This is a genomic window from Marinobacter panjinensis (genome assembly GCF_005298175.1).
GTDB classification, from domain to species: Bacteria; Pseudomonadota; Gammaproteobacteria; order Pseudomonadales; family Oleiphilaceae; genus Marinobacter; species Marinobacter panjinensis.
Genome location: NZ_SZYH01000001.1, coordinates 2,285,978 through 2,311,548 on the forward strand (window position 1 = coordinate 2,285,978; position 25,571 = coordinate 2,311,548).

The 25,571-nt window shown below is 58.8% G+C and carries 27 protein-coding genes; 15 read left to right on the forward strand and 12 right to left on the reverse strand.

Features of this window, described 5'->3' with window-relative positions; genetic code table 11:
- Positions 1-17: 17 nt before the first annotated feature.
- A complete protein-coding gene (locus FDP08_RS10525; RefSeq protein WP_137436119.1) occupies positions 18-1,697 on the reverse strand; it encodes a putative bifunctional diguanylate cyclase/phosphodiesterase in 1,680 nt (559 codons plus the stop codon).
- A gap of 227 nt (positions 1,698-1,924) precedes the next feature.
- On the opposite strand from FDP08_RS10525, the gene FDP08_RS10530 reads away from it, so the two are divergent.
- The 4 genes from FDP08_RS10530 (at position 1,925) to FDP08_RS10545 (ending at position 5,066) form a co-directional block, all read left to right on the forward strand.
- Entirely contained in the window at positions 1,925-3,556 is a 1,632-nt protein-coding gene (locus tag FDP08_RS10530) for a methyl-accepting chemotaxis protein (protein ID WP_137436120.1), read from the forward strand.
- Between the two features lie 50 nt (positions 3,557-3,606).
- Positions 3,607-3,930, forward strand: coding sequence for a DUF3301 domain-containing protein (locus FDP08_RS10535; RefSeq protein WP_137436121.1), 324 nt, complete (start codon positions 3,607-3,609; stop codon positions 3,928-3,930).
- Between the two features lie 153 nt (positions 3,931-4,083).
- The gene (locus FDP08_RS20480) at positions 4,084-4,449 is read left to right on the forward strand and encodes a lipase family protein (protein ID WP_228263277.1); all 366 of its coding nucleotides are present in this window, start codon (positions 4,084-4,086) and stop codon (positions 4,447-4,449) included.
- Positions 4,365-5,066: an ATP-binding protein gene (locus tag FDP08_RS10545; RefSeq protein WP_170979011.1), complete on the forward strand. Its 702-nt coding sequence runs from the start codon at positions 4,365-4,367 to the stop codon at positions 5,064-5,066. The genes FDP08_RS20480 and FDP08_RS10545 overlap by 85 nt, the downstream gene beginning before the upstream one ends.
- Positions 5,067-5,080: 14 nt before the next feature.
- Here FDP08_RS10545 and FDP08_RS10550 read toward each other — a convergent pair whose 3' ends face one another.
- On the reverse strand, positions 5,081-5,743 hold the full coding sequence (locus FDP08_RS10550) for a response regulator transcription factor (protein ID WP_137436123.1): 663 nt from the start codon (positions 5,741-5,743) through the stop codon (positions 5,081-5,083).
- Positions 5,744-5,954: 211 nt separating this feature from the next.
- Here FDP08_RS10550 and FDP08_RS10555 point away from each other — a divergent pair, with 211 nt between their 5' ends.
- The 3 genes from FDP08_RS10555 to FDP08_RS10565 all read left to right on the forward strand — a co-directional run bounded on the left by FDP08_RS10555 (position 5,955) and on the right by FDP08_RS10565 (position 8,972).
- Positions 5,955-6,695 carry a substrate-binding periplasmic protein gene (locus tag FDP08_RS10555; RefSeq protein WP_170979012.1) on the forward strand — a complete coding sequence of 247 codons (741 nt, stop codon included), beginning with the start codon at positions 5,955-5,957 and terminating at the stop codon, positions 6,693-6,695.
- A 106-nt stretch (positions 6,696-6,801) separates the two neighbouring features.
- Entirely contained in the window at positions 6,802-8,097 is a 1,296-nt protein-coding gene (locus tag FDP08_RS10560) for a pyridoxal phosphate-dependent aminotransferase (protein WP_137436125.1), read from the forward strand.
- 50 nt (positions 8,098-8,147) lie between these two features.
- Positions 8,148-8,972: an inositol monophosphatase family protein gene (locus FDP08_RS10565; protein WP_137436126.1), complete on the forward strand. Its 825-nt coding sequence runs from the start codon at positions 8,148-8,150 to the stop codon at positions 8,970-8,972.
- A gap of 123 nt (positions 8,973-9,095) precedes the next feature.
- Here the strand turns inward: FDP08_RS10565 and slmA are convergent, their stop codons facing one another.
- From slmA to FDP08_RS10610, 9 genes are all read right to left on the reverse strand, one after another.
- Complete coding sequence (slmA, locus tag FDP08_RS10570) at positions 9,096-9,692, reverse strand: nucleoid occlusion factor SlmA (protein WP_137436127.1); 597 nt, start codon at positions 9,690-9,692, stop codon at positions 9,096-9,098.
- Between the two features lie 173 nt (positions 9,693-9,865).
- Positions 9,866-10,675, reverse strand: coding sequence for a thiazole synthase (locus FDP08_RS10575; RefSeq protein WP_137436128.1), 810 nt, complete (start codon positions 10,673-10,675; stop codon positions 9,866-9,868).
- 51 nt (positions 10,676-10,726) lie between these two features.
- Positions 10,727-10,942 carry a sulfur carrier protein ThiS gene (gene thiS / locus FDP08_RS10580; protein WP_170979013.1) on the reverse strand — a complete coding sequence of 72 codons (216 nt, stop codon included), beginning with the start codon at positions 10,940-10,942 and terminating at the stop codon, positions 10,727-10,729.
- 12 nt (positions 10,943-10,954) lie between these two features.
- Positions 10,955-11,347, reverse strand: coding sequence for a DUF423 domain-containing protein (locus FDP08_RS10585; RefSeq protein WP_228263278.1), 393 nt, complete (start codon positions 11,345-11,347; stop codon positions 10,955-10,957).
- On the reverse strand, positions 11,337-12,137 hold the full coding sequence (locus tag FDP08_RS10590; protein WP_137436130.1) for a symmetrical bis(5'-nucleosyl)-tetraphosphatase: 801 nt from the start codon (positions 12,135-12,137) through the stop codon (positions 11,337-11,339). Before FDP08_RS10590 ends, FDP08_RS10585 begins: the two co-directional genes overlap by 11 nt.
- On the reverse strand, positions 12,130-12,960 hold the full coding sequence (gene rsmA / locus FDP08_RS10595) for a 16S rRNA (adenine(1518)-N(6)/adenine(1519)-N(6))-dimethyltransferase RsmA (RefSeq protein ID WP_137436131.1): 831 nt from the start codon (positions 12,958-12,960) through the stop codon (positions 12,130-12,132). Before rsmA ends, FDP08_RS10590 begins: the two co-directional genes overlap by 8 nt.
- Complete coding sequence (pdxA, locus tag FDP08_RS10600; protein WP_137436132.1) at positions 12,957-13,958, reverse strand: 4-hydroxythreonine-4-phosphate dehydrogenase PdxA; 1,002 nt, start codon at positions 13,956-13,958, stop codon at positions 12,957-12,959. Before pdxA ends, rsmA begins: the two co-directional genes overlap by 4 nt.
- Positions 13,955-15,280 carry a peptidylprolyl isomerase gene (locus FDP08_RS10605; protein WP_137436133.1) on the reverse strand — a complete coding sequence of 442 codons (1,326 nt, stop codon included), beginning with the start codon at positions 15,278-15,280 and terminating at the stop codon, positions 13,955-13,957. The genes pdxA and FDP08_RS10605 overlap by 4 nt, the downstream gene beginning before the upstream one ends.
- 64 nt (positions 15,281-15,344) lie before the next feature.
- Positions 15,345-17,684: an LPS-assembly protein LptD gene (locus FDP08_RS10610; RefSeq protein WP_228263279.1), complete on the reverse strand. Its 2,340-nt coding sequence runs from the start codon at positions 17,682-17,684 to the stop codon at positions 15,345-15,347.
- Positions 17,685-17,966: 282 nt separating this feature from the next.
- Between FDP08_RS10610 and FDP08_RS10615 the strand changes: the two genes are divergently transcribed.
- The 4 genes from FDP08_RS10615 to FDP08_RS10630 all read left to right on the forward strand — a co-directional run bounded on the left by FDP08_RS10615 (position 17,967) and on the right by FDP08_RS10630 (position 20,841).
- A complete protein-coding gene (locus tag FDP08_RS10615; RefSeq protein ID WP_137436135.1) occupies positions 17,967-19,004 on the forward strand; it encodes an aminoglycoside phosphotransferase family protein in 1,038 nt (345 codons plus the stop codon).
- The gene (gene murU, locus FDP08_RS10620) at positions 19,001-19,681 is read left to right on the forward strand and encodes an N-acetylmuramate alpha-1-phosphate uridylyltransferase MurU (protein WP_137436136.1); all 681 of its coding nucleotides are present in this window, start codon (positions 19,001-19,003) and stop codon (positions 19,679-19,681) included. Before FDP08_RS10615 ends, murU begins: the two co-directional genes overlap by 4 nt.
- A gap of 3 nt (positions 19,682-19,684) precedes the next feature.
- Positions 19,685-20,440 (forward strand): DnaJ domain-containing protein, encoded by a 756-nt coding sequence (locus FDP08_RS10625; RefSeq protein WP_137436137.1) that lies wholly within the window; start codon positions 19,685-19,687, stop codon positions 20,438-20,440.
- Positions 20,441-20,553: 113 nt separating this feature from the next.
- On the forward strand, positions 20,554-20,841 hold the full coding sequence (locus FDP08_RS10630; RefSeq protein ID WP_137436138.1) for a type VI secretion system PAAR protein: 288 nt from the start codon (positions 20,554-20,556) through the stop codon (positions 20,839-20,841).
- Positions 20,842-20,847: 6 nt separating this feature from the next.
- On the opposite strand, the gene FDP08_RS10635 is transcribed toward FDP08_RS10630, so the two are convergent.
- A complete protein-coding gene (locus FDP08_RS10635; RefSeq protein ID WP_137436139.1) occupies positions 20,848-21,810 on the reverse strand; it encodes a DUF3530 family protein in 963 nt (320 codons plus the stop codon).
- Positions 21,811-21,930: 120 nt separating this feature from the next.
- Here FDP08_RS10635 and rpe point away from each other — a divergent pair, with 120 nt between their 5' ends.
- The 4 genes from rpe to FDP08_RS10655 all read left to right on the forward strand — a co-directional run bounded on the left by rpe (position 21,931) and on the right by FDP08_RS10655 (position 25,567).
- Positions 21,931-22,617: a ribulose-phosphate 3-epimerase gene (gene rpe, locus FDP08_RS10640; RefSeq protein ID WP_137436140.1), complete on the forward strand. Its 687-nt coding sequence runs from the start codon at positions 21,931-21,933 to the stop codon at positions 22,615-22,617.
- The gene (locus tag FDP08_RS10645) at positions 22,614-23,303 is read left to right on the forward strand and encodes a phosphoglycolate phosphatase (RefSeq protein WP_137436141.1); all 690 of its coding nucleotides are present in this window, start codon (positions 22,614-22,616) and stop codon (positions 23,301-23,303) included. Before rpe ends, FDP08_RS10645 begins: the two co-directional genes overlap by 4 nt.
- 178 nt (positions 23,304-23,481) lie before the next feature.
- Complete coding sequence (trpE, locus tag FDP08_RS10650) at positions 23,482-24,969, forward strand: anthranilate synthase component I (protein WP_137436142.1); 1,488 nt, start codon at positions 23,482-23,484, stop codon at positions 24,967-24,969.
- Between the two features lie 16 nt (positions 24,970-24,985).
- Positions 24,986-25,567: an aminodeoxychorismate/anthranilate synthase component II gene (locus FDP08_RS10655; RefSeq protein WP_137436143.1), complete on the forward strand. Its 582-nt coding sequence runs from the start codon at positions 24,986-24,988 to the stop codon at positions 25,565-25,567.
- Positions 25,568-25,571: the final 4 nt, after the last annotated feature.

The following is a 25,571-nucleotide window of genomic DNA, read 5'->3' on the forward strand; positions in this document are numbered from 1 at the left end:
TCGATGTTTGATTCAATCTATTTTTGATGTTGATCAATAAGCGTGGTGTTTAACGCCAGCCAGGATTGAGGTCTGGCCATCAGGAACCCCTGGCCTCGATGGCACTTCAATTCACAAAGTTTCCGATACTGCTCCTCACTTTCGATACCCTCGGCGACCACTTCCAGGTCAAGCGCCTCGGCAATCCCCAGAATCGCTGAAACGATCCTGGAATCCCGTGACTTGCTTCCCAGGCGCCGGATAAACTGCCGGTCAATCTTGAGAACCTGTACCGGTAATGTGTGCAAATAAGCTAGCGAGGAATATCCCGTGCCAAAATCATCGATGGCGACAATCACGCCCTCCTCGCCCCATATTCTCAGGCGATTGAGGCACTGTACAGACAGGTTCATCAGGTGGGTTTCGGTAATCTCGATTTCAGGCCACCAGGCAATCCTGCGAATTCGATCAAAAAGTGGGTTCACCAAACCTTCAAGGCGGTTATCAGTGATCTGACGAGCGGATATATTAATGGCGAGACAAAGCCCCTCGGGCAAACTGCCCGGGGCGTCGGGCAAGTCCACCAGAATACAGCGCACCAGGTGTTCAGTCAGCTCATGAATGTGGCCCCGCTGTTCCGCGATGGGAACGAAATCAGCAGGCGAAACCGCGCCAAATTCGGGGTGATTCCAGCGTATTAGCGCCTCCAGCCCGGCGACTCGTCCGGTATCCAGTTGATACTGGGGCTGGTAGACAACGCTGAATTCTTCCGGCGCTGTCTTCAAAGAGGCAATCAAAGCCTCCGAGAGACGCTGTTCGTACCGCCCCTGTTCGGTATCCACCGCACTGTAGATTCGATAACAGGCACGCCCCGCCAGTTTGGCGGAATACATGGCACGATCCGCATTCTGCAGGAGGTTACTACCGGTTTCACCGTGGTCCGGAAAAACAGCAGCGCCAACGGAGGCTGACAGGAAAAACTCCCGATGATCAACCACCACCGGGGCCTGAAAGATCTGGGTCATGCGCTGGCAGACACTCTCAAGGTCGTCATCCGACTGCAGTTCGATGAGGGCTGCAAACTCGTCACCGGAAAGCCTGGCAACCAAGTCGCCGCGCCTGAGCACACTCTGGATACACTGGGCAGACTGTTGCAAGATTCGATCACCGCAATCGTGACCGTGCAGGTCATTGACTGACTTGAAAAAATCAAGGTCTACATACAGCACTGCAAATCGGCGGCTTTCCTGCACTCGCCGGGATACCCGCGCTTTGAGGAACTCCTGGAACAGCAATCGGTTGGGCAGGTCTGTCAACGGATCATAGTAAGCCAGAGAGGCCAGCCGCTCATCGCTCGCCTCAGCGTCGCTGACGTCCATAAAAACCCCCGCATAAAACTGGCGGTCGTCATGCTCTACCGGGTAGATCATTAACCATTGGGGGTAGGTTTCACCATTCTTGCGCCGATTCCAGATCAGGCCTTCCCAGCGTCCTTGATGGTCAAGGCCCTCCCACATAGCCTGATAGAACTCGGAGGAATGTAACCCTGAGCTGAGTAACGAAGGCGCCTGACCGATAACTTCATGCGTCTGATACCCGGTTACCGCACGAAACTTCCGGTTAACGTAAGCAATTCTCGGCTCTGTTGTCGACAGCATGATCGCCTTGGGATGGTCATCCACCAATGCCTTGAAGTCTTGTTGTTGTAATGCCTGCATACACCGATCACTCCTTTCAGCAGTCCCGGAATCTGGTCCGACCAGCTCCAGTCATCAGCATACGGCCTATATGTCACCCACCTAGCCATATATTGCAAAATCCGCGAAGCTAAGACGAAAGCACGAGAATATGTGAAAAAATGTTCAATTATTGCAATAACCGGATATCGGACATGCCAGATGCAACCGATAGTTAGGTGACAATAAAAACTGGCTCAGGATATACCATGCGCGTTAACGAACCGGTCACCCAGAAAGAGCAGATATATCCGGAACACTATCACCTGATCACCACGACCGACCTTCGCGGAAAAATCACTGCCGCCAACGAAGAATTTGCCGAGATCGCCGGTTATTCGTTGGAGGAGTTGGTTGGCCAGCCCCATAACCTTATACGCCATCCAGACATGCCCCCGGGCGCCTTTGAAAATCTCTGGGAGACCATCAGGGCAGGCGAATCCTGGCGCGGCATCGTCAAGAATCGATGCAAAAACGGTGACCACTATTGGGTAGATGCCTTCGTGACCCCGATTCGCAAGAACGGTGAAATCGTCGAATTCCAATCGGTGCGCACACGCCCTCAACCCGACCAGATCGCCAGGGCCGAAACACTCTATCGAACCTGGAGCCAGGGAAAGGTACCCCGGCGGAATCTGGCAATCAGCCCATCCCTGTCCTTAAAGCTCGGCGGCCTTTACGCGACTCTGGCCACAGTCATTCTCGGATTTGGCCTGAATGAACTTGCTCTGCCGCACATGCTCATTATCCAAGGGGGCGTACTCATTGTATTCGCCGCATTATTCTGGCTTACCCTGCCGATGGTGCGCAGCGCCAGAGCTGCCTGCTGCGAGGCGCATCCAGCAATGCCCTGGATCTATACCGGCCGCAGAGACGAAGGGGCCTGGATCGAATTCGATCGGCAAAAACGGGATGCAGTCCTCCGGGCAGTCTCTGCCCGCATGCATGCCAATATCGGACAGCTTCATGGCCGGAAGCAGAGAACGGTTGAGTGGGTGTCTAACTCCGTGGCCAGTATCCGCAGCCAGCAGGAGGACATTCAGGACATCACCCGGGCATTTGAGGAGCTTGCTGAGAGCGTCCGGCGGGTCAGCGAACTCACCACCCGCACCGATGAGGCAACCAACGATGCCAGAACGTCCGCCGGACAATGTCATGGCCAGATGGCGACCATGAACCAGTCACTCTCAGAGCTGAGCAGTCAGCTGTCTGAGGCCAACGAGCGCATGAAGAGTCTTTCTGAAAGAAGCGATGCCATCGGAATGGTGCTCGATGTCATCTCGGACATCGCCGAACAGACCAACCTGCTGGCACTGAATGCTGCCATTGAAGCCGCCAGAGCTGGGGAGTCTGGTCGTGGTTTTGCAGTGGTCGCGGATGAGGTCCGGGGCCTTGCCCGTCGAACCCACGAATCAACACGCAAGATTGATGAGATGATCGGCGCACTCCAGACCGAAACACGGGAGGTCGTCGATGTCATCAATAACGGTGCCCTTAGTTGTGAGCAGACCGCCGGAATCGCACGTGAGGCCAGTGAAACACTGGAAGCGGCCTTGCGAGATGTCGATGTCATAACATCCTGTACCCACGAGGTCGCGGGGGCGACGGAGGAGCAAGCCGCCCTGAGTGTTCAGGTTGAGCGACAGGCGGAACGCCTTCTGGAACTGGGCAACCGGTCGGTGCAAAGCAGCGAGAACGCAAGGGAAGAATCAGAGCACCTGGGCAGCAATGTTGATCAGGCTCAGCTTCTGACCAGTCACTTCCTTCAGATGTTGTGCGAACGGCTGCTCCCTGCTAAAGCTCCAAAAGACAGGCAGCGATTCCCCGAGCCATCGCAATAGGGTAGGCTGGCAATCTGCCCTGTATCTTGAACTGGAAGATTGCCATTACTGTGACTCTTGGAAACCTTTTCTGGCTGTTTTTGGCCGGGTTCGCCGCCTGGTACTGGTGGCGAGCAAAGGCCATAACGGACTTTGTGCTGCAGGCAGCCAGAAACTACTGCAAAAAAATGGACGTGATGCTGCTGGATGATGCCGTGTATCTCCGCGGCCTCTGGTTCAAGCGGGACGACAACGGCCGTATTCGAGTCTGGCGCCGGTTTCTCTTTGACTTTACGTCCACCGGAGAAGAGCGCTATAACGGCCGCATCATCATGCTCGGCCAGCACATTGTTCATATGGAACTGGAGCCCCACCGTTTCGGCCCCGACCTGTAAACCGCTCCACCTCCTGTCCCGCAAACCACGACACATTGCCTCCCCCAAATGGGCGATTCTTACTCGCCCTGCAATCGCAAATAATCCCCAACGCATTGGCGACAAAGGCTGCCAGGTCCGGTAGCCGTTCGACAAAAACAACAGGAGTCAACCATGCGTAAACTCATCACTTTTGCAGTGATTATGGGCTGTGTCGTGCTTGCAGCACCCACACTCAGCCATGCCAGTTACACCCAGACAAAGCATCCCATTGTTCTGGTTCATGGCGTCACCGGCTTCAACACCATCGGTGGCCTGATCAACTACTTCCACAACATCCCCTGGAACCTGGAGCGCAGTGGCGCCAGGGTGTTGAACTCACTACTGAAACAACGGGACAGGCTGTCGGGGTTACCGCCGACCCCGAACTGCTGCACAGGGTACTACAGAATCTGGTGGTCAATGCGCTGGATCACAGCAATGCCAGCAGGGTCTCGCTTGGTTCAACACGCGTTGGCGAGCAATTGGTCTTTGAAGTAAACGACAACGGCAAGGGTATGGACGGGGCGACACTCGACCAGATCTTCGCCCCCTTTTATCGCAACAGCAGGCATAACGATCCGGGGCTTGGCCTGGGATTGGCCATTGTTCGCGAGCTGACCGGGCTGATGGGGGGCGACTGTGAAGTGAAATCCCGACCGGGGCACGGCACCTGCTTCCGGGTCAGCCTGCCAGCCGCCAAAGCGCCGGCAACAGCCACGATGCAACACGCTGGAAACACGGGCCACAGCAACCGGGATCATTGTCTGGTGGTGGTTGAAGATCACCATGAGGCAAGGCACTGGGTCTGCCAGACGCTCACAGCCTGGGGTTACCGGGTCCAGGGGTTCGCGACAGCCGAGCAGGCTGTTGATCAGTGGCCGGATCTGCCAGACAGCCTTCTTGTCAGCGACATCCATTTGCCTGGCATGTCCGGACACGGGCTTTTTGATGTTTTACAGCACAGGCATTCCGTTGCCGGTGGCATACTGATGACCGCCAATACCGCCCACCCTCAGGGCTACGACCCCGCCCAGCGGCTCTGGATCCTGCACAAGCCGCTGATACCGATGCGCCTGCGCGCAGCCATTATGCACCTGACCCGCTCCGAAAACTGACAATGGCGCGTTTGTCAGATCAGCCCGAGTGCTCGCGCCTGGGCAACGCATTCCGTCCTGTTGTGGGCATCAAGATGGGCAAAGATGGCCTTAAGGTGAGTTTTCACCGTGTGCTCTGTCAGGTTCAGCACCTGACAGATTCGCTTGTTGGGCAGACCTTCCGCCAGCAGAACCAGCACCTCCAGCTGTCGCGGAGTCAGCGATTCGGGCATATGCGCAGGCATCTGCAACGACGGATAGAAAAGCTGTCCACTGCTGACCCGGCGCATCATCCGGACCAGCGAGTGGCGGTCAGCGGATTTGGGGAGAAACCCTACTGCTCCTGCCGACCTGGCAGCACGCACCGAGGTCTCGTCTTCACGGCTGGAAATCACCACCACCGGCACAGGAACCCCGAGCCCTCCCAACTCTGCAAAAAGTGACAGCCCTGCCTCCCCCTGAAGAGTCAGGTCCAGCAGGATAAGAGACGTTTGCGGGTGCTGGCGCAGGTCCTCGACCGCGTCAGCAACCGAGGCTACACAAATAACCTCTTCAACCAGATTTTCCTGTTCGAGAATGGCGGTAAGCCCGAACAGAAAGAACGGGTGATCGTCCACAATAAGAACCCGGGACAACAGCGGATTGCTCCCGGATGAAGATGCTACGCAAGCGGCCTTTTCAGCCATTCGGGTATCCATTGGTATCTCCGCACGATTACTGTTTTTGTTACTGCGGCCAGCATCACTATACGAAGAAAATTGGCAACCGACCGTTTGCTGCTTAACAGTTTCTGACAGTACTATGGCTATTATCGGAAGCGGAATCGCTGTTTCAGCTCGTGCAGGGCGTGCGACTGGCCGCTATACTTGTTGCCTGAAACCCTTTGCACTGCCGCGGATTCATACGCTGATGTTATTTCGTTTACCTGTCTTGCTGTTATCAGTGTTGTTGCCAGCGCTCACCCTTGCGGACACGCATATCCTGAAGGTTGTCACCTCAGATTACCCGCCCTACGAATACCTGGACGATGGTGTAGTCAGAGGCACCCACACCGATACTGTTCGCCAGGCGCTCGCTGCCATGGGCTATTTGCCCGACATCCGGATACTGCCGTGGGCCCGCGCAGAAGCGAGCACCCGCGCCGGCACCTCGGACATGATCTATTCCCTGACATACTCCCGGGACAGGAATCGCTACTACCACTTCACAGACCCCATCAGCCAGGCCCGCGATGTTTTTTTCACACTGAAGGGTCGCGACCTGGAGTGGCAGGAACTGGACGACCTGGCCGGTCTGCGGATAGGGCTGTCAGCCGCCTACAGCTACGCCCCCGAATTCATGAAGTGGCTGGCGGCGGGCAATGCCCGGGTGACCCAAATCAGCCAGGTGTCTCCCGAACTGACCGGGCTCAGAATGATTGCCTTTGGCCGCATCGACCTCTTTATCTGCGAGGAAACGGTTTGCCGCTATCTTATTGAAGAGCACCTTGCAGATTACCCTGAACTGTCCGACGTTATAGCCCTGTCCGGGACTGTGGGAGCCGAGCGGGGTTTCCGTGCCGCATTTTCCCGCCAGCATCCCCGCGGAGCAGCCTTACGGGATGAATTCAACCAGGCGCTGGCCAACCTCCGGTCCACCGATTCGGACTAGGGTTCCATCGCTCCTGCGGCAATCACCTATCAGACAATGCACACAGATTCCCAGAGGTTTCCTATACTGCGGTTTATACCACCCAACCAGACAACAGACCGGAACCATGGATATCCAGACAGACCATCGCTATGCCATCAATCTCAACGTTCGGGGCATACAACCCTCCGCCACCCTGCGTATCAATGAACTCAGCAACCAGCTCCGCTCCGAGGGCCGTGATATCGTCAAGCTGGGGCTTGGCCAGTCACCGTTTCCGGTACCGGAACGGGTAGTCGCCGCTCTGCGCGAACACGCCCACGAGAAAGACTACCTGCCGGTAAAGGGGTTGAAGTCCCTGCGGGAAGCGATTGCCGGTTACATTAATCGCCGTGAACGCATGCGCTGCAATTGGGAAGACGTACTGATCGGCCCCGGCTCCAAGGAACTGCTGTTCATGCTGCAGCTGGCCTATTACGGCGACCTGCTGATTCCGCGCCCGAGCTGGGTTTCCTACGCCCCCCAGGCCCGGATCATCGGCCGCTCGGTTCACTGGTTGCCCACCCATGCGGAGAACAACTGGCAACTGACAGCGGAAGAGCTGGACATCGTTTGTCGTGACGACCCGTCCCGCCCACGTATACTGATCCTGAACTACCCGTCCAACCCCACCGGCTGCACCTACACGGAAGATCAGTTGCTGGCCATCGCCAACGTGGCCAGAAAGTACAAGCTGATTTTGTTGTCGGACGAGATTTACGGCGAGGTGCATTTTGAGGGCAAGCATAAGTCGATTGCCCGCTACTATCCCGAAGGCACCATCATCAGTACCGGGCTGAGCAAATGGGCGGGTGCCGGTGGCTGGCGCCTGGGCACCTTTATCTTCCCACCGGAACTGCGACCGTTGCAGAACGCCATGGCAATCATCGCCAGTGAAACCTACACCGCCACCAGCGCACCCATTCAGCATGCCGCGATTACCGCCTTTACCGGTGGTGATGACCTGGACGAATACCTGAAGCAGTCACGCCGGATTTTGAAAGTAGTCGGTGAGTACCTCCATCGCAGGCTAACCGCGATGGGGGCGGTGGTCCAGAAGCCCGAGGGCGCATTCTATCTGTTCCCGGATTTCTCCGGTTTCCGCGAGGCTCTGGCGCGGCGCGATATCAAGACCAGCCAGGCACTGTGCCAGTCCCTGCTGGAAGATACCGGTGTCGCCATTCTTCCAGCCAGTGATTTCGGCTTTGTCCCGGACCACCTGGCAGCACGCCTGGCATTTGTGGACTTCGACGGTGCGGAGGCTCTGAAACTGGCAGGCGAGGATTACGCCGACCATGAACTGGATGACGACTTTGTCAACCAGGCCTGCCCGCGGCTGGTAAAAGCCATGGACAAGATGGAGCAGTGGCTCACCAGCCTGTAACCGGATCATGTTAGACTGGCGCCCTCATTTGTTGATCGGAGGGCGCCACCTTGTCTGTCCCGGAGACCATTGCCACCATTGCGAGTTTCGCCGAAGAACTGGCCCTGAAGGCCGGCGAACTGGTCAAACGAGAGCGTGACGAAAACACCCTGCGTACGAACTACAAGCAACAGACGGAACTGGTCACCCACGCCGACGTGATGGCGGACGAGATGATCACCGGCGCCATTCGCGAGCGCTTCCCCGATCACCGCATTCTTTCCGAAGAAACCATGCCCGACCTGAGCCAGGCCGAAGAGCTGGACACTCCGTTGTGGATTATCGACCCCATCGACGGCACCGTGAACTACGCCTATGGTCACCCCCAGGTCGCGGTTTCTATTGCTTACGCCGAGAAAGGCCGGGTTCAGGTGGGTATGGTGCATGCGCCGTTTGCCGGTGAAACCTTCCGCGCCGTTCGCGGTAGTGGCGCCACGCTGAATGGCAGCCCGATACAACACAGCGCAGCCACCGTGCCCAGGGATTCCCTGTTCGCCACCGGCTTCCCCTACACCAAGGATAGCCTGGAACCACTGCTACACCGCCTGGACGCCATGATTCACCAGTGCCGCGACCTTCGCCGCATCGGTTCAGCCGCACTGGACATCTGCTGGGTGGCCTGTGGCCGGCTGGACATCTACTACGAAAACGTCAGCCCTTGGGATTTCGCCGCCGCACGGCTGATAGCCCTGGAAGCGGGTGCAACGGCGGGGCATTTCAGTGAAGTGCCGGAGGGTTACCCGGCTGACCTTTGGGGACGGGATATCCTGATTTCGGCGCCGGCGGTCTGGGAACCGGTGCGGGAGATTCTTCGTAATGCCTCTGGCTACGAGTGATCATATCGTAGGAATGTAGGTCGGATTAGCCGAAGGCGTAATCCGACACCCGAAGCCAGAGTTAACTAACTCCAGATTGTCGGATTACGCCTTCGGCTAATCCGACCTACGTGTTACCGCGGGTCACGAGTTACCACCCCAGACAGCCTCGGCAACCAGCCCCCAGGCCTCCTCGAAATCATTGGAAGGCAACCGGGAAAACGAAGACCGGATAAACCGCTGCACCCTGCCCTCAACAAACACCAGCACAAAATCCGCACCGCGGGCCGAACTGGTCCTTGGCCGCAAGCCCTGGCGAATCTCACCCTCCTTCAGTGCCTGCCGCACCTGGGTTTCCAGTCGCTCAAAGAACTGCGAGGCACGCTTTCTCAGGGCGTCATTTTCACCCATCAGGGCGTCCCCGGTCAGAACCGTGCACAACCCCGGATTACGTTCAGCAAACACCAGCACCAGGTGAACCAGTTGCTGAAGGCGAACCCGAACGTCTTCCTGCTCTTGCAGTATCACCTGGCAACGTGAGAAAACCGCCTCTTCCGCAAACTCGATAAGAGCCTCGAACATCTTTCGCTTGCTGGGAAAATGGCGGTACAACGCCGCCTCGGTAACCCCCACGGATTTGGCTAAGCCAGCGGTAGTAATTCGAGCTCCCGGGTCTTTCTCCAGAAGCTCCACAAGGGCATGAAGAATCGCTTCGCGACGACTTGTTTTTTGTTCTGTCATAACAGGACTACAGCGCTCTGATTGACTTGGGAGTACGGAGACAGGCGGGCACGTCCATTCGGGACCGTAAAAAACAGGGATGTTTTTTACGAGCCTACAGGGACGTATTCACGGCGTGTCCCGAATGGACGTGCCCGCCTGTCTCCGTATCGCTTGTGAGATTGTGCCCCAGATCAGAAGAAGGTGCCATCAATGGGGGAGGACGCACTGGCGTAGAGCTTCTTCGGCATCCGACCCGCCAGGTAGGCATCGCGGCCGGACTCTATCGCCAGGCGCATGGCTTTGGCCATGCGGATCGGGTCCTGGGCCAGGGCAATGGCAGTGTTCATCAATACGCCATCACAGCCCAGCTCCATGGCCAGTGTTGCATCCGAAGCCGTTCCAACGCCGGCATCCACCAACACCGGTACATTGGCGTTTTCAGCGATCAGGCGGATGTTGTATCGGTTCTGGATACCCAGGCCGGAGCCGATGGGTGCGCCCAGGGGCATGATGGCGATACAGCCCATCTCTTCCAGGCGCTTGGCCAGCAAGGGGTCGTCGGAGCAATACACCATGACCTTGAAACCGTCGCGGATCAGCTCTTCCGCCGCCACCAGGGTTTCTGTCATGTTCGGGTAGAGCGTCTTTTCTTCGCCCAGCACTTCCAGCTTGACCAGATCATGGCCGTCCAGCAGTTCACGGGCCAGCTTGCAGGTTCGTACGGCATCCTTGGCGGTGTAGCATCCGGCCGTGTTCGGCAGCATGGTGTACCGGTCGGGTGAGACCACATCCAGCAGATTGGGCTCATCCGGGTTCTGGCCAAGGTTGGTTCGACGTACGGCAAAGGTCACGATCTCGGCACCACTGGCTTCAATGGCATGGCCGGTTTCCATCATGTCGCGGTACTTACCGGTGCCCACCAACAGACGGGACTGGTAGACCTTGCCGGCGATTTCCAGTGGCTTGTCTTCGGGAAGGGGTCTTTCGGAACTTTCACTCATGCTGAACACCTGAACCTGTCATTGAAATCGGGAATAAAAAAACAACCAGCCTCAACCGCCGCCAATGGCGTGAACGACCTCTACCCTGTCGCCTTCGCTGAGTCTGAACTCGGTGTGCTGGCTGCGCGGAACAATGTCTTCGTTCACTTCCACGGCCAGTCGCTTTCCAGCCAGTACCAACCGATCAATCAACACTGCCACTGTAGCTTCGTCGGGAAGCTCCATGGGATCACCATTTACCTGAACCTGCATAGCCCTTACCTGCATAACGTCTGTTTTTTAGCGCCTGAATACCGAGATAATCACCAGTATCCAGCCCACCATATAGCTGGCACCGCCAACCGGTGTCACCGGCCCGACCCAGCGAATGTCGGTGAGCACCAGAAGGTACAGGCTACCGCTGAATAGCAGGATGCCGGCGACAAAGAACCCGGCAGCAATGCCGAGCAGGCGCCGTGACAATCCCGCCATCGGTAGTATCGAAACCAGGATCAGTGCCAGTGAGTGGTATACCTGATATGTGACGGCAGTCTGGAAAACTTCAAGGCCGCGGTCGCCAAGCACACCCCGCAGACCATGGGCGCCGAAGGCACCAGCCATGACTGCCAACAGGGCAAACAGGGCACCGCAGATCAGCGCGATCCGCAGGGGTTCTACGTGTCTAGCAGTCACAATGGATCTTTTCCCCGGTATCCAGGTTCATCAACGTGAGAACACCACCCCAGACACAGCCGGTATCCAGCCCGATAAACCGGTTACTGTCGGTCTGACCTTCCAGGGCCGCCCAGTGGCCGAACACCACCCTCACATCATCCGGGCGCGGAAAACGAAACCATGGGGCGAAGCCATCCGGTGCCGATGCCGCGGATTCCTTGGCTGCGAGCTCAAGCGTGCCGTCTTCGGCAATAAAGCGCATGCGGGTGAAATAATTGGTGATAATGCGCCAGCGATCCATGCCGGTGAGTTGCGGTTCCCAGCGTTCAGGCTGGTTGCCGTACATCTGCGCAAAATAGGTTTTTGCCTCCGGCCCGCGAATAACCTCTTCAACTTCCCGACCGTAACGGACCGCTTCGTCAACCGACCATATATGGGGTAATCCGGCATGAACCATCACGAAGTTACGGTCGGCGTCGTGGATACACAGGTTCTGCTGCCGCAGCCACTCGAACAGGCGTTCGTGGTCCGGGGCATCAAGAATATCCGAGAGGGTGTCCTTGTTCTTGAGAGCATGGCCACCCAGCGCCACGGCCAGCAGGTGCAGGTCGTGGTTGCCGAGCACCACCACCGCGGAACTGCCCAGGCCTTCAATGTAACGCAGGGTTTCCAGGGACGACGGACCACGGTTGATCAGGTCACCGGCAACCCAGAGCCGGTCCCGGGAGGGGGAAAAATCCACCTTGGCAAGGACATCCAGAAGGCGCTCGTAGCAGCCCTGGATGTCGCCAATGGCGTAGTCAGTCATGGCTTACCTCGTCGGCACTGTGGCTTTCGGGTTTAGTGTCGGCCACCAGGTCGGCAATCGCAACATACTCCGCCAGGCCCAAATTTTCCGGTCTCAGGCCATCGTTAATGCCAATGCTGTTGAGCTGCTCCACCGTCACCATGCCGGCCAAGGCCTTGCGCAGGGTCTTGCGGCGAGCGCTGAAGGCAGTCCGCACGACCGCCTGCAACAGTTTGTAATCCTTGGCCGGGTGCGGCAATGTCTTGTGGGGAACCAGGCGGACAATGGCGGAGTCCACTTTCGGCGCCGGACGGAAGGCCCCCGGACCCACCTCGAACAGTGGCTGCACGCGGCAGAAGTACTGCGCCATGATACCCAGTCGGCCGTAGTTGTTGTCCCCGGGAACGGCCGCCAGCCGCTGTACCACTTCTTTCTGCAGCATGAAGTGCATATCCTGCACCACGCCCGAGTGGCCCAGCAGGTGGAAGATCAGTGGCGTGGAAATATTGTACGGCAGGTTGCCGATGATTCTCAGTGGCTTGTCATCCACAAGCTCACCAAAATCAAACTTGAGGGCGTCCGCCTGGTGAATCCGTAAATTGGGGTAGTTGAAGAACTTGGTTCTGAGCACCGGGATCAGGTCACGATCCAGCTCGACCACCTGGAGGTTGGGATTCACCGCGAGCATTTCTTCGGTGAGGGCACCAAGGCCGGGGCCGATCTCCACCAGGGCGTCGTCCGGCTTGGGGTTGATGGCGCGAATGATGCGCTCGATCACGCCTGGGTCGTGGAGAAAATTCTGGCCGAAGCGTTTTCTGGCCTGATGGCCGTGTTTGTTACTCACTCGAAGGTTTCTCTTTTTGCAGATTTTGCCATTTGCTCACCCACTCTGATCGCGGTTTTCAGGCTGCCTGCGCCTGCCTTGCCAGTGCCAGCCAGGTCGAGGGCGGTGCCGTGATCGACGGAGGTGCGAACGATGGGCAGGCCGAGGGTTATGTTAACGGCCCGGCCGAAGCCCTGGAACTTGAGTACCGGCAGGCCCTGGTCATGGTACATGGCCAACACCGCATCAGCGTTGTCCAGCCAATGGGGAGTAAACAGGGTATCGGCCGGTAACGGGCCGGTCAGGGTGATATCTTCCTGGCGGAGTTTTTCCAGGGTAGGCTCTATAACGTCGATTTCTTCCCTGCCCAGATGGCCGCCTTCGCCAGCGTGAGGGTTGAGGCCGGCAACCAGGATTACCGGGTGTTCGACGGCGAAGTATTTGCGCAGGTCAGCGTCGAGAATACGGGTGACCTGGGTCAGACGCTCGGGGGTGATTGCCGCGGAGACGTCTTTCAGGGGCAAGTGAGTGGTGACCAGTGCTACCCGTAGCTCGTCGGTGGCCAGCATCATCACCACCCGTTCAACACCACAGACTTCCTGCAGGAATTCGGTGTGGCCGCTGAACGCGATGCCGGCATCGTTGATGACGCCCTTGTGCACAGGGGCTGTCACCATGCCGTCAAATATTCCGTCGAGACAGCCCCGGGCAGCGGTTCGCAGCGTTTCCACGACATAGGCACTATTGGCCGGGTCTAGCTTGCCGGCGTCGGTGGAGGCCAGCCCGTCAACATGCAAGACAGAAAGCCGGCCCGGCTCGGTGGCTGCCCGGCTTCCGGGTTTCCAGTCTTCCAGCTCCACAGCCAGACCGATCAGCTGTGCCCGGGCTTGCAGCAGGTGTTTACAGGCCACCACGACTATCCCCGGCTGACGTTCCTCCAGGGCCAGTTGCAGGCACAGTTCCGGGCCGATGCCCGCCGGCTCGCCTGCTGTCAATGCAAGGGTGACCGATTGTTTCATGACTCGCTGGTGTCTCCGGAATAGCCGTTCTTGAACTCAATAAAGGCTTCGTCGCGGATTTCCCGCAGCCAGTTCTGCAGCTCGGTATCAAACTTGCGGCGATAAATTGCCTGCCGCGCCTCGGATTCCCGGATATCACCACTGATGTCCTGCTGGCGGCGCTCCTGCACTTGCAGAATATGCCAGCCAAACTGAGACCTGAAGGGCCCTTTCAGCTCGCCGACATCGGCCGCCATCATCGCCTGCTCAAACTCCGGCACCATCTGTCCCGGGCTGACCCAGCCAAGGTTGCCGCCGTCGGAGCCGGACACCGGGTCGTCGGAGTACTCCCGGGCAAGCGCACCGAAATCAGCGCCGCTCTCCAGCTGTTGATAGAGTTCCCGGATAGTTTCTTCCGCCTGGCTCTCAGACACCGTTTCCGAGGTGCGCACAAGAATATGGCGAACCCTGGACTGCTCGATCACCTGGGCCTGATCACCACCCCGGCGATCCATAACCATGACCAGGTGAAAACCACTGTTGTTCTGCAGAACCGGCGAAACCGTCCCCGGTTCCAGGTCTGGCACCACGTCAGCAATCAGTGACGGCAGCCGATTCTCCGCTCGCCAGCCCATATTGCCGCCGTCGAGGGCATTGTTGGCGTCGGATTCGGCCACGGCAACCTCGCGAAAGTCCCTGCCGGAAGATATGTCTTCACGCAGCGCTTCTACTTTCTCGCGGGCAGCACTGACTTCTTCCTCGTCATTAAAATCGTCCACCTCGACGAGGATGTGCGCAAGCTCGTATTCCGCGTTACTGCGGCCCTGGCCCGCCATGGCGTCAAGATAATTCTGTACTTCCCGGTCCGTTACCCGCACACGATTGCCTACCTGGCGCTGCTGGACCCGGCTGGTGATCATTTCATTGCGGATCTGTTCACGGGCCTCGCGGTAGGTAACCCCTTCCTGAGCCAGCTGTTGCTCAAACTGTGCCAGCGTCATGTCGTTGCGCCGGGCAATGGACGCCATGGTCTCGTTGAGCTCGTTATCGCTGATGCGCATACCGGCCCTGTCGGCCATCTGCAGCTGGATCGACTCGGTAATCAGCTGTTCAAGCACCCGCTCTTCAAGAATGTCACGGGGTGGCAGACCGGTACCCTGGGCACTCAGTCGGCCCACAATGGTGTTGATCCGGGCTTCCAGCTCGGACTGCAGAATGACATCGTCATTGACCACCGCAACCACCTGATCAAGCAGCTTGCGTTCGGCCTGCACAGTTGCAGACAGGGCCACAACCATCAGTACCAGTAGTATTCGTGCACAATGGCGAAGGTTCGCCTTCATAGTCACCTCTGTATGGAAAAATACTGCCTCTCGCCGGACACACCGCACCCGGACTTATCAACATTCAGCGACCGCCGAACCGGCGACGTTCCCTTTCATCAAAACCGTATATGGCTTCGGATATTTCGTCGGACGATCCGCCGCTGCCACCCAACCCCTTGAGCTGGATCTGGAACAGCATGCGACTTTCAAGTTCCTGATCGTCCGTCAGATAGTTCTGATGCACCAGCTGGACACTCCAGCAACAATTGTTGTATTCCAGCCCGGCCAGTGAGCCGACCGTACGATCAAGCTGCGAATCGTAGACCCAGCGGCCGATCAGACTAACACGGTCTGTGACAGGAACAACGCCCCCGATATCCGACTGTTCGAATTCATTTCGCCGATAGCTGTGACCCACACTGGCCAGATAGCGATAGTCAGGTGAGTGAAATATCAGCTGGCTGCGGCCTTCCTCGGTTTTTTGGGTATCCGGCTCCCACAACCCGGCGGTCCGGATTTCCAGCCCATCAACCGGCCGCAGAATCATCTCACCGGCCAGTGGTGAATCGCTGGCGTCGGAACCACCCTGTCCGGCCAGGGTCACTTCCCGGTCATCATAATAGTGCACCTGCCCGATGCTGAACCGCACCCGCTCGGCGCCTGTCAACAGATCATTGAAGCGGCTGGTCAGTGCCACGGTAAGCTGGTTGGTGTCGCCAACACGGTCACCACCGCTGAAACGGTTGCGCTGGAACAGTTGGTCAAAGCTGAATGAACGGATGGTGGTATCAAAATCCGGGATAAACGTCTGGTCTGCGTCTGCATCCGCCCAGGCGTAATAGAGGCGGGGCTCCAGGGTCTGGTTATAGGGGATATCAAACAGGCTGGACTGTCGGTCAAAGTATAGACCGGAGTCCCATTCCGCCACCGGTACGGTGCGGTCAAACCCCGGCTCCCTCAGGTTGTAATCCTCCAGTTCGTAACGGGTATAGTCCACGCTGATTGATGGCCGCGCGTAGCCCCAGAGCGCCCGCACCGGAAGCGCCACCTCCGGGATGGCCCTGACGCGCTGGCCGTTGGCACGATCCAGACCGGTCAGGTCGGCATTGTCACGGTAAAAGTAGGTGTACTGGCTTTCCAGTGACAGTTCTGCAGGGCCGGCATCGAAGGCGGCACCGTATATAACTTCCGGCAATTGCGAATAGGGAATGTTTTCATCAGCAATGAAATCACTGATGGTCTGGTAACCGCTGAGATAGGTCTCGAAATACTGTGAAGAATCCCGGTAGCGCACACCACCACGCCGGAGCAGGTGGGTCGCGCGGTTGATCTGAAGAGTGCGGTTCAGGTCACTCAGATAGTCGTCATCACTGACCACGGAATAGTCACCGTAGCCATTCCAGCCGCCCCCAAAGGCGGCCCGGGTGCTGAAATCCAGGCCCCAGCGTTCGCCATCTTCACCGGGGAATTCACGCTCAAACTCGGAATCGTTACCGGCATAGCCCACCTGCAGCACAGACTCCCCCAGGCTGCTCAGATAACGCCCTTCGGCCTCGGTAAACAGACCGCGCCCATGGATATACTGGGGTGTCAGGGTCGCATCGTAATGGGGCGCCAGGTTCAGATAGTAAGGCACGGAGAGAAAGGCGCCGCTGCCAGTATTGGACGTACCGAAAGAGGGATAAAGGAAGCCGGTCTTGCGGCGGTCATCGATAGGAAAACTGGCGTAAGGCCAGTAAAACACCGGAATATCGCTGATTTCCAGGCGCACATGCTTCGCTGTACCTACCCCCTCGCCCTGGTCCAGTTGAATGTCAGAGGCCACAATGGCCCAGTCGTTGCTGTCAGGGGCGCACGTGGTCAGCGAGCCCTGGCGTATTTGCACCTGGTCTTCCGCTGTACGGGACAGCTGACCGGCAGAGCCTCGCATTTCCGGGCCATGCAAAAGGAAGGTGGCCGTGTTGATATCCACCCTGCCGCTGTTTACATCGTAGTTCGCGCGTTCACCGGTCAGCAGAAACCCTTCACCACGACTGGTCAGCGGCCCCTCAATAGCGACAGAGCCCGCAGCCTGGTTGTAACGTGCCTCTGACCCGGTGACCCTGAAGCCCGCCTGTTGCAGACGAACATCCCCACGAAGATAGAGCTCGTTGTCAATCTCGTACCTGGCATTGAGGCCACTGGCCCGCAGAGGGGCCTGCCTGCTGTCAGCCACTGCCTCTGCGTTCGCACCCGTCGGCGCGATCGACGGCACAACCGAAGGCAGGTAGCCTCCTTCACAGAAATCCGGCAGGGAGCGGCGAACCTCCTCAGGCAACTCCGATTTGGGCCGCCAGTCGATCTCTGCCGCAGACGGCGACGACTGAGCCACTACCGCTGGTGAAAGCGCCAACGCCAAACAGCCCGCCACAAAAACAGTCACACACCCTGACCAGTGCCGCATTCGGTGCGTCTGTGTTCGCAGCTTCCTTGGTAGGGCTGGCACGATGAGAAGGTTCCTGTCGTGAATGGGTTTGCAGATGTCAGAGACAATTCAACAGCGGCCTAGTTTACACGCCACCCTTTGCCTTGTTAACGGAAACCGGCCGAAACCAGCCATTGCTGCAAAACCGTTTTACCGCCTCTATACTGATCTGCTAACTTTCCGCAATGAACCGGAAGGTTCATACGTCACTCATTTCTGAGCCAGGAAACCAGCTAACCCATGGATACCCGCCTGACAATGCTCACCCAGTGGGTCAGAAGCCTTCCCGGTTTTGACCAGGCAACACCCCAGCCGGTATCCGGGGATGCGAGCTTCCGGCGTTATTTCAGGGTCAGCGGCGACCCCCATGGCACCGGATCGCAACATTACATTGTGATGGACGCGCCCCCTGAACATGAAGACTGCAAACCCTTTGTCGCCATTGCCCATCACTGGCGCAGCCTGGACATTGCGGTGCCGGACGTGGTTTATGAGGATCTGACCCGCGGCTTCCTGCTGCTGGAGGATTTCGGTGACCAACTGATGCTCAGCGCGCTGAATACCGGCAATGCCGACCGGCTTTACGGGGCTGCGATGGAGGAGCTGGTTCGCATCCAGGGCGCCGGCGACACACCGGATTATCCGTTGCCAGCCTACGACACCGCTCTGCTGGAGCGCGAGATGAACCTGTTCCCGGACTGGCTGCTGACCCGACAGCTGGGGCTGACACTTGGCAATGGAGAGCGGGCCCTGTTAGAGACCACCTTCGCTTTCCTGCGTGAAAGCGCCCTGGCCCAGCCAGAAGTGGCCGTGCACAGGGACTATCATTCCCGCAACCTGCTGGTCCGCACGGGTACCGACAGACCCGGCGTGATCGACTTCCAGGATGCTGTGCGCGGCCCGGTCACCTATGACCTGGTATCACTGCTGAAAGACTGCTACATCCGCTGGCCGGAGGAGCGCATCCGCCAATGGACAGAACAGTTTCGACTGCTCAGTAAGGATGCCGCCCTGCACAAGGCCGATCAGGCGACCTTCCGCCAATGGCTGGAGCTCATGGGAATGCAACGCCATCTCAAAGCCGCCGGCATCTTCGCCAGGCTGGCAATCCGTGATGGCAAGACCGGATTCCTGAAGGACGTTCCCCGTACCGTAGGCTACCTGGTGGAGGCCAGCAGCAGGCAGGCCGCCCTGCGCCACTTCCATGAGTGGCTGACCGACACCGTGGTGCCCGCCATCGAACAACAGATCGGCCCAGTGGAGACATCCGGCCAGTGAAAGCCATGATCCTCGCGGCCGGCAAGGGCGAGCGCATGCGGCCGCTGACTCTGACAACACCCAAACCGCTCCTTCCCGCCGGTGACAAGCCGCTGATCGTGCATCACCTGGAACGACTGAAAACGGCTGGCTTCCGGCAACTGGTGATCAACCACGCCTGGCTGGGCATGCAGATTGAGGACGAACTGGGCAATGGCGACGCGCTGGGAGTGTCCATCGAGTATTCAAGGGAACGCGAACCGCTGGAAACCGCCGGCGGCATCATCCAGGCCCTGCCCTTGCTGACCAGCGCCGGGGATGAATGGTTCGCGGTGATCAATGGCGACATCTGGTGCGACTTCGACCTCGCGCAGCTCACTCCGCCCGAAAATGCCGAGGTCCTGCTGGTGATGACCAACAACCCGGTTCACAACCCGGCCGGGGATTTCTGCCTGCACCAGGACGGCACAGTTACCGAAACCGGGCCAGAGATGCTGACCTTTACCGGCATCAGCCTGCTTAATCGCCGGCTGTTCGAAGGGCTTCTGCCCGGCGCCCGGAAGCTTGCTCCCCTATTGAGAAACGCTATGGCGCGAAAACAGGTCAGGGGCCTGCACCACACCGGACAGTGGATGGATATCGGCACGCCGGAACGGCTCCGCGAGCTGGACCGCAAACTCAAAGGAAGCGAGAGCTGAGCCATGACCTCCGACTCCAGGGATAGCAGCCTTCCGGCACGCATGGAAGCCGAGTTCAGCGAACTGCTCGGGGAGCTGGCAGCCTGCGGCCATCAGGCCAACGAGCTGCTGATCAGAACGCAATTACCGCGCTGGTGTCGCCGCAGCCTGTTCTTTTTCCTCGGCTACATCGCCAAGTCGCAAGGACGGGTGACAGAGAAAGACGTCGGCTTTGCCGAAGGGCTGATGAAAGCCCTGAAACTGTCCCCACGCCAGCGCCGAAAGGCGATTGGCCATTTTCGCAAAGGTAAGACAGCCGAACGCATCCCCACCCTGAAAGCCCTTGGCCTCAAGCTGACCCACCGGATCTGGCCGTCTCCCGCGTTGCGTGTCGCCATCTGCCTGTGCCATGCGGCACAACTGCAGGGGCGGCCGGAGAAATCCAGGCGCTATCGCTGCGAGGACGCCATCGACCAGATCGGATTGCCCATCCGGGTCAGTGACGACATCCTGGAGAGCTACGCCTGCAAGGTCTGGATCACCGAACCGGAAGCCCAGCCACGCCCTTCCACCTTTGAGCAGGCGTGCCAGCTTCTGGGGGTTACCCGCCGGGATTCGCGGGAGATCATCAAACGGGCCTACCGAAAAAAAGTATCGGAGTGCCATCCGGACAAGCTGGCGCAGCAGGATCTCAGCCCTGCGGAACTCGCCAAAGCCAAGGACCGGTTGTTGAGATACCAGCAGGCGTGGGAGCTGATCAGTAAGCGTCTGTCGGTTTGAACTCTGGGTTTTGAATTCAAAGCCAGGCTTGCTAGACTTCCGCCGTTGAACGTATATCTGGAACGGGCCCACGGAACAGCGGCCTGAGTGACCCATCGAAAAGGAGCATTCCCATGGGCAAGAAACTCGTCCTCCTCGGAGACATCGGAACCGACCACAACGGCTTCCCTCCCACCCCGGTCATTACCGGCAGCGCCACTGTCCTGATTGACGGCAAGCCCGTCGCGCGTCTTGGTGACCAGCTCGCCATGCACTCCAAGCCCAAACACCCGCCGCACCCGCGTGCGATTGCGGCCGGCAGCCCGACGGTGATGATTGAAGGCAAACCTGCGGCTTTGACCGGTGATGCCATCAGTTGTGGCGGGGTGGTTATCGGGTCGTCCAGTGCCGTCGGTGGCTGACCACCTTTATCGGTCTGACGCCAGCCAGGCGGATACCCGGTTGGCCAGCGCGGGTGCATCCCGGGGCTCCGGGCGCTCTGCCATCGCAACCGGTTGCCGGGTATAGGTAGTAATTCCTTCCCGCCGGAATGCTGCCTCACGCTGCTTCGGCGACCTGAACCCCGCGCCCGCCATTGTCTTCGGTGCACGGGAACTGTGAAGCTCCAGCACCCTGATTTGCCCGCCACCCGAAAGCCATTCCGTCAGGGCAGCCGAATCGTTGTGGTCAAACACCGGCGCAATCCAGATCAGCTCGGACACATCACCACCCTCGGTGCCTGTCATCCGCGCAACATGGCCCGCTGCCAGGCCAATGCCGGCGACAGCCACCCGCTCATACCCGCGGTCCTCAAGGTGTCCTACCGACATTGCCAGGGCTTTCTGGATCCGGGTTCGGTACTGATCTTCCAGAGCTTCCACGTCGACACTGTCCATCACGTCAATCATGACCGACCCGACGTCCTCGCCTTCCTGCGATTGCTCAGGGGCGGCTGCCGCTTGCTGCCTGTGGGCCTGCTGAAGCGCAAAAGGCGGTGGCTCCAGCCCCAGCGTCATTACCGCCCAGCCAGCTCGCGCCATGGGCTGGCGCAGGGCCCCCGCCAGCCCGGAGGCTGCAGACTGACCCTCATCGGCAAGAATCACCAGGGCGCCCTGCGCGGGGGTGTCTGCTTCCGGCGCAAACAGTGCCAGCACCCGCTCTTCTTCCGGTAGCCCCAGCCAGACGGCAGCGTCCGGCCACTTTGCCGCGATTGTGTCTGAGTCCAGCCCCGATGAGATCATCGCCCTTTCGCGGTTGGCAGCAGAGGCTTCCGCCTCTACGCCCTGCGGTTCCCCATCGTCCTGAGCCACCACTGCCGGTGCACCAGCGACAAAAACGCTGGCAAGGATTATCAAAGGAGGAATAACCAGTCTTTCAAACCATTTGCTCACAGGCTGTCACTCATTCCGTGCGAAAAATCACCATCGAACTGATAGACTAGCACGCTCTGAAGCAGGGACCGCTGCACACGCCATCGTCGATATTTTTATCAATAGTTCGAGAGAGCCGTCATGAACCCTTACCAGATTGCCCCGTCCATCCTGTCAGCCGATTTTGCCCGACTGGGCGAGGAAGTCGATAACGTACTGGCCGCCGGTGCCGATATTGTCCATTTCGATGTCATGGACAACCACTATGTGCCCAACCTGACCATCGGCCCCATGGTCTGTGAAGCCCTGCGCAAGCATGGCGTGACCGCACCCATCGATGTTCACCTGATGGTGTCCCCGGTGGACGATCTGATCCGCATGTTTATCGATGCGGGCGCCAGCTACATCACCTTCCATCCGGAAGCATCGAACCACATTGACCGCTCGCTGCAGCTGATTCGCGAGGGCGGCTGCAAGGCAGGCCTGGTGTTCAACCCGGCCACGCCGCTGCACTACATTGACCACGTCATGGACAAGCTGGACATGATCCTGCTGATGTCCGTGAACCCCGGCTTTGGTGGCCAGAAATTCATTCCCGGCACCCTCGACAAGCTGCGGGAAGCCCGCAAGCGCATTGATGCCAGTGGCCGCAATATCCGCCTGGAAATCGACGGTGGCGTGAAAACCGACAACATCCGCGAGATCGCCGAGGCTGGTGCCGATACTTTTGTCGCCGGCTCTGCCATCTTCAATACCGACGACTACAAAGCCACCATCGACAGAATGCGGGCGGAACTGGAACTGGCCAAACAGGGCTCGAACCAATGAGCCTCGCAGGACTGTTCAGCCAGCGCTGGCCAGGGGTTGCACTGTTCGACCTGGACGGCACGCTGGTGGACAGCGCCCCCGACCTGGCGGCGGCCATTGATTCCATGCTGGAACAGCTAGGTCGCCGCAAAGCCGGCATCGACAATGTTCGCCAGTGGGTCGGCAATGGCGCCGGTGTTCTGGTACGCCGCTCCCTTGCCGGACGGGCGGACTGGGAACCGGCCACTGAAAAGGACGATGCGCTGTTCAACGATGCCCTGGCCATGTTCTACCACGCCTACGGAAACCTGAACGGCCAGCATTCCGTGCTCTACGAAGGTGTGGAAGAATGCCTGACCAGGCTGGCTGACTACGGTTGCCGCATGGGCATTGTTACCAACAAGCCGGAACAGTTCGTGGCGCCGTTGCTTGAGCAGATGGGCATTGAGCACTGGTTCGACATCAGCGTTGGCGGTGACACCCTGCCGGTGCGCAAGCCGGACCCACAGCCACTGATCCACGCCATGACCGAACTCGGCGGCACCCGGGGCACCACGGTTATGGTAGGGGACTCGGTCACCGACATCAGCGCCGCCCTGGCGGCGGGCATACCCTCTGTAGCGGTACGTTATGGTTACAATTACGGGGCACCGGTGGATTCACTGGGGGCGGACGCAGTTGTTGATTCCCTGGCGCAGCTTTTGTAATCTCACAGGATATTGATTTTGAAACCTTCAATTCGGGAGATTCCTGCCGTGCAGGGACTGAGTCTGATGACAGCGCGAGGCATACTGACAACCCGCGCAACACGATGGTGGCGATGGCGTACCGGCTGAATGCCGCCCGAAAAACCACCATACCGATCAGATTTCAGGAATCGTTACCATGACACCCGAGCATTTTGCCGAGCTCGCCGAGGCCGGCTTTAACCGTATCCCTGTATACCGCGAAGTCCTCGCCGACCTGGATACGCCCCTTAGCACCTATTTCAAACTGGCCAGCGGCCCTTATTCCTACCTGTTCGAGTCCGTGCAGGGTGGCGAGAAGTGGGGCCGCTACTCCATCATCGGCTTGCCCAGTCGCGAAATCCTCAAGGTTTACGACCACGACATCACCATTACCCGCGACGGCAAGGTAGTGGAGGAGACGACGGCGGACGATCCACTCGCCTTTGTGGAAGACTACCAGGCCCGCTTCAACGCGCCGGACCTGGACGAGTTGCCGCGCTTCAATGGCGGTCTGGTGGGCTACTTCGGCTACGACACCGTGCGCTATATTGAAAAGCGACTGCGCAAGCGTTGCCCTCCGGACAAGATCGGTACGCCCGATATCCTGCTGATGGTATCCGACGAGGTGGTGGTGTTCGACAACCTGCGCGGCAAGCTGCATCTGATCGTCCATGCCGACCCCAGCCAGGAAGGCGCCTATGAACAGGCTATGCAACGCATTGATGAGTTGGAGTCGCGACTGCACCGCCAGACTGCCAACGCACCCCGTACCCCGGAGCACCTGCGCGGCAAGACGGTGGACGAGAGCGACTTCATCTCCGGCTTTAACCAGGAAAAGTTCGAAGCGGCTGTCGGCAAGATCAAGGAATACGTGCTGGACGGCGATGTGATGCAGACCGTCATCTCCCAGCGCATGTCGATTCCGTTCGAAGCGCCTCCGCTGAACCTTTATCGCTCACTGCGGGTGCTGAACCCTTCCCCCTACATGTATTTCCTGGACCTGGAGGACTTCCACATCGTCGGCTCCTCGCCGGAAATCCTGGCCCGGGTGGAAGACGAGGAAGTCACCGTGCGCCCCATCGCGGGCACCCGCAAACGCGGCGCCACCGATGCCGAGGACAAGGCCCTGGAAGCCGAGTTGCTGGCCGACCCCAAGGAAATTGCCGAGCACCTGATGCTGATCGACCTGGGCCGCAACGACGCCGGCCGGGTATCGGAAACCGGCACGGTGAAACTGACCGACAAGATGATCGTGGAACGTTACTCCCACGTGATGCACATCGTCTCCAACGTCACCGGCCGCCTGAAAGAGAACACCAGCTGCCTGGATGTCCTGCGTGCCACCCTGCCCGCCGGCACCCTGAGCGGCGCCCCGAAAATCCGCGCCATGGAAATCATTGATGAACTGGAGCCGGTGAAACGGGGTGTTTACGGCGGCGCCGTGGGCTACCTGTCGTTCAACGGCAACATGGATACCGCCATTGCCATCCGCACCGCCGTGATCAAGGACAACACCCTGCATATCCAGGCCGGCGCCGGCGTGGTGGCCGATTCGGTGCCCCGCCTCGAGTGGAAGGAAACCATGAACAAGGGCCGCGCGATCTTCCGTGCGGTGGCCATGACCTACAACGATTTCGACCACTGAGGCGGAGGGACAGATTATGTTGCTGATGATCGATAACTACGATTCCTTCACCTACAACGTGGTGCAGTACCTCGCGGAGCTGGGTGCAGATGTTCATGTGTACCGCAATGACGAAATTACGGTAGAGGAAATCGAGGCCCTGAAGCCGGAGCGCCTGGTGATCTCCCCGGGGCCCTGCACGCCCAACGAGGCGGGCATTTCCATGGCCGCCATCCGCCACTTTGCCGGCAAGCTGCCGATCCTGGGCGTGTGCCTGGGCCACCAGGCCATCGGGCAGGTGTATGGCGGCAAGGTGATCCGCGCCGGGCGGGTGATGCACGGCAAGGTGTCACCGGTGTATCACAACGACCAGGGCGTGTTCCGTGGCCTGAGCAATCCATTGCAGGCAACTCGCTATCACAGCCTGGTGATCGACAAGGAAAGCTTGCCGGATTGCCTGGAAGTGACTGCCTGGACTCGCAATGAGGATGGCTCCGTGGAAGAAATCATGGGCGTTCGACACAAGACTTTGCCCATTGAGGGGGTTCAATTCCACCCTGAGTCTATTATGACTGAGCAAGGGCACGAGCTACTGCGCAACTTTCTGAAGACAAAATAAGAGG

Excerpts from the sequence above, each read along its gene's own strand:
- FDP08_RS10525 (WP_137436119.1), bottom strand. The coding sequence starts at position 1,697 with ATGCAGGCATTACAACAACAAGACTTCAAGGCATTGGTGGATGACCAT.
- FDP08_RS10530 (WP_137436120.1), top strand. The coding sequence starts at position 1,925 with ATGCGCGTTAACGAACCGGTCACCCAGAAAGAGCAGATATATCCGGAA.
- FDP08_RS20480 (WP_228263277.1), top strand. The coding sequence starts at position 4,084 with ATGCGTAAACTCATCACTTTTGCAGTGATTATGGGCTGTGTCGTGCTT.
- FDP08_RS10550 (WP_137436123.1), bottom strand. The coding sequence starts at position 5,743 with ATGGATACCCGAATGGCTGAAAAGGCCGCTTGCGTAGCATCTTCATCC.
- FDP08_RS10555 (WP_170979012.1), top strand. The coding sequence starts at position 5,955 with ATGTTATTTCGTTTACCTGTCTTGCTGTTATCAGTGTTGTTGCCAGCG.
- FDP08_RS10560 (WP_137436125.1), top strand. The coding sequence starts at position 6,802 with ATGGATATCCAGACAGACCATCGCTATGCCATCAATCTCAACGTTCGG.
- slmA (WP_137436127.1), bottom strand. The coding sequence starts at position 9,692 with ATGACAGAACAAAAAACAAGTCGTCGCGAAGCGATTCTTCATGCCCTT.
- FDP08_RS10575 (WP_137436128.1), bottom strand. The coding sequence starts at position 10,675 with ATGAGTGAAAGTTCCGAAAGACCCCTTCCCGAAGACAAGCCACTGGAA.
- thiS (WP_170979013.1), bottom strand. The coding sequence starts at position 10,942 with ATGCAGGTAAGGGCTATGCAGGTTCAGGTAAATGGTGATCCCATGGAG.
- FDP08_RS10590 (WP_137436130.1), bottom strand. The coding sequence starts at position 12,137 with ATGACTGACTACGCCATTGGCGACATCCAGGGCTGCTACGAGCGCCTT.
- pdxA (WP_137436132.1), bottom strand. The coding sequence starts at position 13,958 with ATGAAACAATCGGTCACCCTTGCATTGACAGCAGGCGAGCCGGCGGGC.
- FDP08_RS10605 (WP_137436133.1), bottom strand. The coding sequence starts at position 15,280 with ATGAAGGCGAACCTTCGCCATTGTGCACGAATACTACTGGTACTGATG.
- FDP08_RS10615 (WP_137436135.1), top strand. The coding sequence starts at position 17,967 with ATGGATACCCGCCTGACAATGCTCACCCAGTGGGTCAGAAGCCTTCCC.
- FDP08_RS10625 (WP_137436137.1), top strand. The coding sequence starts at position 19,685 with ATGACCTCCGACTCCAGGGATAGCAGCCTTCCGGCACGCATGGAAGCC.
- FDP08_RS10630 (WP_137436138.1), top strand. The coding sequence starts at position 20,554 with ATGGGCAAGAAACTCGTCCTCCTCGGAGACATCGGAACCGACCACAAC.
- rpe (WP_137436140.1), top strand. The coding sequence starts at position 21,931 with ATGAACCCTTACCAGATTGCCCCGTCCATCCTGTCAGCCGATTTTGCC.
- FDP08_RS10645 (WP_137436141.1), top strand. The coding sequence starts at position 22,614 with ATGAGCCTCGCAGGACTGTTCAGCCAGCGCTGGCCAGGGGTTGCACTG.
- trpE (WP_137436142.1), top strand. The coding sequence starts at position 23,482 with ATGACACCCGAGCATTTTGCCGAGCTCGCCGAGGCCGGCTTTAACCGT.
- FDP08_RS10655 (WP_137436143.1), top strand. The coding sequence starts at position 24,986 with ATGTTGCTGATGATCGATAACTACGATTCCTTCACCTACAACGTGGTG.